Genomic DNA, 6,308 nt, shown 5'->3' on the forward strand with positions numbered 1-6,308 from the left:
ACAATACGTTATTTTGCTAATGCCTTATTTTTCCAATACATCGCATTCTTAATTGCCACCAATAGCGCATCAATATTGTGTGGATACACTTCCCCAATATTGCCAATGCGGAAGCAATCGCTCTTTGAAACCTTACCCGGATAGATCACAAACCCTTGGGCTTTGAGCTGCTGATAAAATTGGTTGAACTGATAATCTTCGGCACCTGGCGAATAAAATGCCGTGATAATCGGCGATTGTTGGCTATCGTCTAATAATGTGCGAAATCCTAACTGACGCATACCGTCCACCAGCTTGCGCTGATTTTGCTGATAACGCTGGAAACGGGCGCTCACGCCACCTTCTTGAGCTAGCTCTTTCAGTGCTTGAGCGAAAGCCAGCACCGTGTGTGTTGGGGAGGTAAAGCGCCATTTTCCATGAAATTGTTCCATGCAGCGCCATTGTGCATACAGATCAAGGGACAACGAACTCGAGCGTCCCGCACATTTTTCCAGTTCGCTGGAACGAGCTATCACAAACCCAAACCCCGGCACTCCTTGGATACATTTGTTTGCAGAGCTGATCAGAAAATCAATATTCAGCGCCCCCACATCCAGAGGGATCCCCCCAAAACTGCTCATCGCATCCACGATATAGCGTTTCTGATAGCGCTTGGCTAATACCGCAACTTCCTCGATGGGGTTCAAAATCCCGGTGGTGGTTTCACAGTGCACCATCGCAATATGGCTGATTTGGCTATCTTGCTGTAGAAGCTGCTCAATCACTGCCACATCAGGCTTAGCCACTTCACCGCAATCATAAACATGGTGTGAAATGCCCATTAGCTGCGCCATTTCTGCCATTCGGGCGCCATAAGCGCCATTGCTGACAATCAGGATTTTATCTTGCGGTGCGAGTACCGAGCCCAGCGTCGCTTCTACGGCGTAGCTACCACTCCCTTGGAGTAACACACTGGTATACCCCGCTTGGGTTGTCGCCAATTCCACCAGCTGTTGGCGAATACGTTGCACTACCCCTAAGTTGTAATCATCGTCCCATGTGCAGCTATCAAACAGCATGGCCTCTTTCACAGTTTGTGACGTGGTCAAAGGTCCCGGTGTTAACAGCAGATATTGATTCATTGTCATTTAAATTCACCATTGGTCTATACCAGATTGATATTATAATGACGGCAGATGAACAAGAAGGTCAAAGGAAAAGACGCCCTGCAACAAAAAATTCATATTGACGTGTATAATGGATAAAAAATTTTGCGACGAAAAACGGATACATTATCGATGGATGAACAGCCACAGTACCTTCTTATCAAAGCGCAATTACAAGCAAGAATTCAGAACGGCGCGCTGAAAAGTGGCGATAAACTGCCCTCTGAACGCGAACTGTGTGCCATCTTCAATACCACGCGCGTCACTATTCGAGAAAGCTTGGCACAGCTAGAATCTAGCGGCGCAATTTACCGTTCTGAGCGCCGAGGCTGGTTTGTGACGCCCGAGCGTTTATGGCTCGACCCAACGCAAAATACCAACTTCCATAAGCTGTGTTTAGAGCAAGGCCGCCAGCCCAAAACCAAGTTGTTAGAAGGGAAGGTCGTCACCGTGCCTATCGAAGCCATGACGCCACTGCAATTGCAGCCTTTCGAACAAATTTACCTACTCACTCGTCTGCGTTATGCGGACGACCGCGCCGTTTGCTACAGCGAAAACCACTGTCTTCCCGCTCGCGTACCGGAGCTATTAAGCCATGATTTGAATGGCAGCCTCACCGAAGTGTATGAGCAGCAATATGATTTGATTTATACCAGTATGCATTTATCGTTTTATCCCACCGCCATGCCACCACAGGCGGCCAGCGCATTAGGGGTTACAGTCGGTCGCCCAGCCCTGCTGTTGCAACGTTTAAACTACGATCAGCACGGGCGAATTTTGGATTATGATGTGGAATATTGGCGTCATGACAGCCTGCGTATTGAGGTCGATACCCTCTAACTTTCACTTCAAAAATAAATTTTTGCTTTCTCGGTAGATTTCATTTTTCTGTCACATAAACCCGTTAGCGTAAAAACACTGGTATATACCAGATAACTTTAACGACTCACTGGAGATCTGGAGATGAAACGTAAAATGAAGCCTACCCCTCTTGCCGTATTACTCCTTGCCGCCCTAGGTTCGACCTCGGTTTTTGCCGCCCCTGTCGTCACGGTTTACTCCGCAGATGGTCTCCATGATGGCAATAACAGCTGGTATCAGGCTCAATTTGATGCCTTTACTCAGCAAACAGGGATTAAAGTACAGTACGTCGAAGGCGGCTCCGGTGCCATCGTTGAGCGTTTAGCCAAAGAGCGCACTAACCCACAAGCGGATGTGCTCGTCACCGTTCCCCCGTTTATCCAACGTGCGGCCAAAACCGAATTACTGGCAAAATTCACACCGGATGCCGCGGTAAGTATTCCTAACTCAACGGAGTACTACACCCCCATCGTCAATAACTACCTGACCTTTATCTATAACGACAAACTGCTAAAAGCCCCTCCAGCAACGTGGAATGAACTCCTCGACGCCCGTTTTAAAAATAAACTGCAATACTCCACACCAGGGCAAGCGGGAGATGGCACTGCCGTCATGCTTCAAGTGTTCCATAGCTTCGGTGGCAAAGAGGCCGGTTTTGATTACCTCGGTAAATTACAAGCCAACAACGTCGGTCCATCCGCCTCAACAGGGAAATTAACTGCGTTAGTGAACAAAGGTGAGCTGTACGTGGCAAACGGTGATTTGCAGATGAACCTTTCCCAAATGGAACGCAATCCGAACGTGAAAATCTTTTGGCCAGCCGATGAAAAAGGCGAACGCAGCGCGCTGATTCTGCCTTATGTGGTTGGCTTAGTGAATAACGGCCCTGAAACTGAAAATGGCAAAAAACTGATTAATTTCCTGTTAGACAAACAAGCCCAAAGTCACGTTAGTGAACTGTCATGGGGGATGCCAGTACGCTCAGATTTGACGCCAAACGATCCGCAATTCCACAAAGCCACTGAAACCCTCAAAGGCGTCAAAACATGGCAACCGAATTGGGACGAGGTTGAAGTGTCTCTTTCGAACGATATTACCCGTTGGCACAAAGTGACTGAAAGCGAGTAAGTGAGTTATGTTGATGAAAAGAAAGACAGAAACACCAAGCCAGCGCACTGATCACTCAGGCATTGTGCTGGAATCTTTGCGGGTTTCTTACCATAACAATGTGGTGCTTAAGCCGTTATCCCTGACCATTGAGCCCGGTGAAATACTGGTGCTCATTGGGCCTTCCGGTTCAGGGAAAACCACCGTGTTACGGTCAATTGCAGGCTTTGCACAACCAGACAGCGGACGCATTTTAATGGGTGATACGGATATCACCCACCACCCCCCGTATCAGCGGGGGCTGGGCATGGTCGTACAGAACTACGCCCTCTTCCCGCATATGAAAGTGGAAGATAATGTCGCCTTTGGCTTACGCGCCCAAAAACAGCCTAAAGCGCTGATCAAAGAGCGCGTGGCAGAGGCATTACACATCGTAGGAATGAGCGACTATGCCACCCGTTACCCGCATCAATTATCCGGTGGTCAACAACAGCGCGTCGCCATCGCCCGTGCCATAGCCGTTCGCCCACGAGTACTTTTGCTCGATGAGCCGCTATCAGCCCTCGATGCCCAAATTCGTCATAATATGGTGGAAGAGATTGCAAGGCTACACCGCGAATTGCCTGAGCTAACCATTTTATACGTCACCCATGACCAAACTGAAGCCCTCGCTCTGGGGGATAAAATTGGTATCATGAAAGATGGCTATTTGGTGGCCCACGGAGAGAAAAACGCCCTTTACCATCGCCCGCCTAACCGCTTTGCCGCCGAGTTTTTAGGGCGTGCCAATATTCTGTCGGCAACCGCCTTGGGCTTTTCCTCCGTACCTGCCCAAGTCAGTGTGAGCTGTGGCGGAACGCTAATTGAAGCGCAAACCCAAGGAATGCAGCACAATAGCCACAAATTAATCTGTATTCGCCCGCAGCATATTAGCCTCACCCCACGTACAGATACCTCAAACCAATTACACGCTACCTTGCAGTCCATCCGTTGGCAGGGGGATATTACCCACTTATTGTGTGATGTGGCAGGGGAAAAGGTGACGGTCGCTGTCACCCATTTATCCCCGTTACCGCAAGCTGGCGATAAACTCACGCTGTGGTTTTCTCCCACTGATACTGTGTTGATTGAGGAATAATATGTCGGCTATCAACCTGTCTAAGCCATCATCCATAAACCTAAAACCGTTTTATTGGATAGCGCCACCGCTGCTCGTTCTAGCGACGTTATTTTTTTACCCGCTGATGCTGATTAGCGAGCAAGCCATTCAAAGCCCCACGGGTGGCGTAAGCTTAGAAACGTTCTGGCAAGTCGTTGAGTCAAAAAGGTTTATTAGTGGTTTATTCAATACACTACACATCGCCTTTTTTGCCACTCTCGGCTGCTTAGTGCTTGGTTCGGTTCTATCCCTGATTCTGGTGTTTATTCCTTTTCCTGGAAGCCGTTTTATTACCCAAGTCATTGATACCTTTATCGCGCTGCCGACGTTTCTGATCACGCTCGCGTTTACCTTTATTTATGGTTCGGCGGGGTTACTTAATGGCACCTTAATGGCGCTGTTTGATTTTGAGCTGCCCCCTGTGGACTTTTTGTACTCGATTAATGGCGTGATTTTGGCAGAGATCACCGTGTTTACTCCACTTATTATGCGCCCACTCATGGCTGCACTACGCCAAATCGATAAGAGCCAGTTAGAAGCCGCCAGTATTTTAGGGGCACACCCTGCCCGCGTGATAAGCCAAGTGATTTTTCCGGCGGCGCTTCCTGCATTACTTGCAGGTGGCAGCTTGTGTTTGCTTCTGACCACCAACGAATTTGGCATCGTGCTGTTTATCGGAGCAAAAGGGGTAAATACCTTGCCGATGATGGTTTACAGCAAAGCGATTCTAGAATCTGATTACAGCGTCGCGTGCATGATAGCGCTGATTAATATACTGCTGTCTGTGGGGCTATTTAGCCTGTATCGCATGGCAACAACCCGTTTTGGAGTGAAAAAATAACCATGTTAATCTGGTCTAAAACTGGGCGAGCCATTTCAACCGCTATCGCCATCACGCTGTTTTCTTGCCTGTTCTTGCTGCCATTAGTGATGATTTTAATGTCCAGCTTTAGCCGACAATGGAACGGTATTTTACCCTCCGGCTTTACCTTCGAACATTTTGTAAATGCGTTTCAAGGACCTGCATGGGAAGCGATTTTGTCCAGCCTGATTATTGGCTTTTGCGCCAGTCTATTCGCACTGTTTTGCGGTCTGTGGGCAGCCCTTGCCTTACGTCGCCATAGTGCGAGAGTGCAAAAATATCTGGGTATCGCATTCTACTTACCTAGCGCCATTCCGTCTGTTTCTATCGGTTTAGGGATCTTAGTAGCATTTAGCCAAGGCTATTTACAGATGAACGGCACCTTTTGGATTGTGTTTTCTGCTCATTTTGTTCTGATTTCCGCATTCACGTTTAGCAATGTATCCACTGGATTAACCCGTATTTCCGCAGATGTTGAAAATGTGGCATTCAGTTTAGGGGCTTCTCCGTGGTATCGCTTGTGCCATGTCACCCTACCGCTGTTGATGCCATGGATGATTTCAGCGCTAGCACTGAGCCTGTCCTTATCCCTCGGCGAGTTGGGCGCCACAATGATGCTGTATCCCCCAGGTTGGGCGACATTGCCAGTGTCCATTTTCAGCCTGACCGACCGCGGAAATATCGCCGATGGCTCTGCCTTGACTATCGTCCTCGTCGCTATCACGCTGTTATTAATGATGAAGTTGGAGAGAGTGGCAAAGAGATTGGGGCAGAGGTAAGGTAAAGTGCTCTTAGTTGATGCAAAGGTGCATTAAATACCAGCAATTTCTCAATGTTAACAAAAAGCATGCGATAGCAGTCAATAAATGTTAACTTAACCGAAATTTATTAATTTAGCATTAGTTAATTATTTATTTCATGGAGTAGAAATCGCATGGATCAGCCCTCTAAATCAGAAGGATGCAATTTTTGTCAGCGTCGAGGATTGCCTATCTTACCTGTTCGTCCAGCCATTATGTCGCAACAAGATGTTCTCCCTGTTATGCCCAATCATATTCAGGCTCCCGTTCTTGCTCAAGGTGAAACTGCTTATACATTAAGGTTATTACGCCCAGGATATCTCAATATTTGGGATGAAAGGGGAAATTCATGGATTAACTATTTTGTCACCGAG

At 47.8% G+C, this 6,308-nt stretch carries 7 protein-coding genes; 6 read left to right on the forward strand and 1 reads right to left on the reverse strand.

Annotated elements, in window-relative coordinates; translation table 11 throughout:
* Nucleotides 1-8 precede the first annotated feature (8 nt).
* Nucleotides 9-1,127, reverse strand: coding sequence for a 2-aminoethylphosphonate--pyruvate transaminase (gene phnW / locus PR799_RS17150; RefSeq protein ID WP_272523014.1), 1,119 nt, complete (start codon nt 1,125-1,127; stop codon nt 9-11).
* A gap of 150 nt (nt 1,128-1,277) precedes the next feature.
* On the opposite strand from phnW, the gene phnR reads away from it, so the two are divergent.
* The 6 genes from phnR to PR799_RS17180 all read left to right on the forward strand — a co-directional run.
* Entirely contained in the window at nt 1,278-1,985 is a 708-nt protein-coding gene (phnR, locus tag PR799_RS17155) for a phosphonate utilization transcriptional regulator PhnR (RefSeq protein ID WP_154628889.1), read from the forward strand.
* A 135-nt stretch (nt 1,986-2,120) separates the two neighbouring features.
* A complete protein-coding gene (phnS, locus tag PR799_RS17160) occupies nt 2,121-3,134 on the forward strand; it encodes a 2-aminoethylphosphonate ABC transporter substrate-binding protein (protein WP_154628890.1) in 1,014 nt (337 codons plus the stop codon).
* Nucleotides 3,135-3,141: 7 nt separating this feature from the next.
* Nucleotides 3,142-4,251 (forward strand): 2-aminoethylphosphonate ABC transport system ATP-binding subunit PhnT, encoded by a 1,110-nt coding sequence (phnT, locus tag PR799_RS17165; protein WP_272523015.1) that lies wholly within the window; start codon nt 3,142-3,144, stop codon nt 4,249-4,251.
* Between the two features lies 1 nt (nt 4,252).
* Entirely contained in the window at nt 4,253-5,113 is an 861-nt protein-coding gene (gene phnU / locus PR799_RS17170) for a 2-aminoethylphosphonate ABC transporter permease subunit (protein ID WP_154628800.1), read from the forward strand.
* Nucleotides 5,114-5,115: 2 nt separating this feature from the next.
* On the forward strand, nt 5,116-5,913 hold the full coding sequence (phnV, locus tag PR799_RS17175; protein WP_154628801.1) for a 2-aminoethylphosphonate ABC transport system, membrane component PhnV: 798 nt from the start codon (nt 5,116-5,118) through the stop codon (nt 5,911-5,913).
* A 155-nt stretch (nt 5,914-6,068) separates the two neighbouring features.
* The coding region (locus PR799_RS17180) for a toxin VasX (protein WP_272523016.1) at nt 6,069-6,308 on the forward strand (240 nt) is incomplete at its 3' end.

The sequence above is a fragment of the Providencia sp. PROV202 genome (assembly GCF_028479565.1).
GTDB lineage: Bacteria > Pseudomonadota > Gammaproteobacteria > Enterobacterales > Enterobacteriaceae > Providencia > Providencia zhijiangensis.

What these genes read in the sequence shown, in the direction of transcription:
- phnW (WP_272523014.1), bottom strand. Translation starts at nt 1,127, where the DNA reads ATGACAATGAATCAATATCTGCTGTTAACACCGGGACCTTTGACCACG.
- phnR (WP_154628889.1), top strand. Translation starts at nt 1,278, where the DNA reads ATGGATGAACAGCCACAGTACCTTCTTATCAAAGCGCAATTACAAGCA.
- phnS (WP_154628890.1), top strand. Translation starts at nt 2,121, where the DNA reads ATGAAGCCTACCCCTCTTGCCGTATTACTCCTTGCCGCCCTAGGTTCG.
- phnT (WP_272523015.1), top strand. Translation starts at nt 3,142, where the DNA reads ATGTTGATGAAAAGAAAGACAGAAACACCAAGCCAGCGCACTGATCAC.
- phnU (WP_154628800.1), top strand. Translation starts at nt 4,253, where the DNA reads ATGTCGGCTATCAACCTGTCTAAGCCATCATCCATAAACCTAAAACCG.
- phnV (WP_154628801.1), top strand. Translation starts at nt 5,116, where the DNA reads ATGTTAATCTGGTCTAAAACTGGGCGAGCCATTTCAACCGCTATCGCC.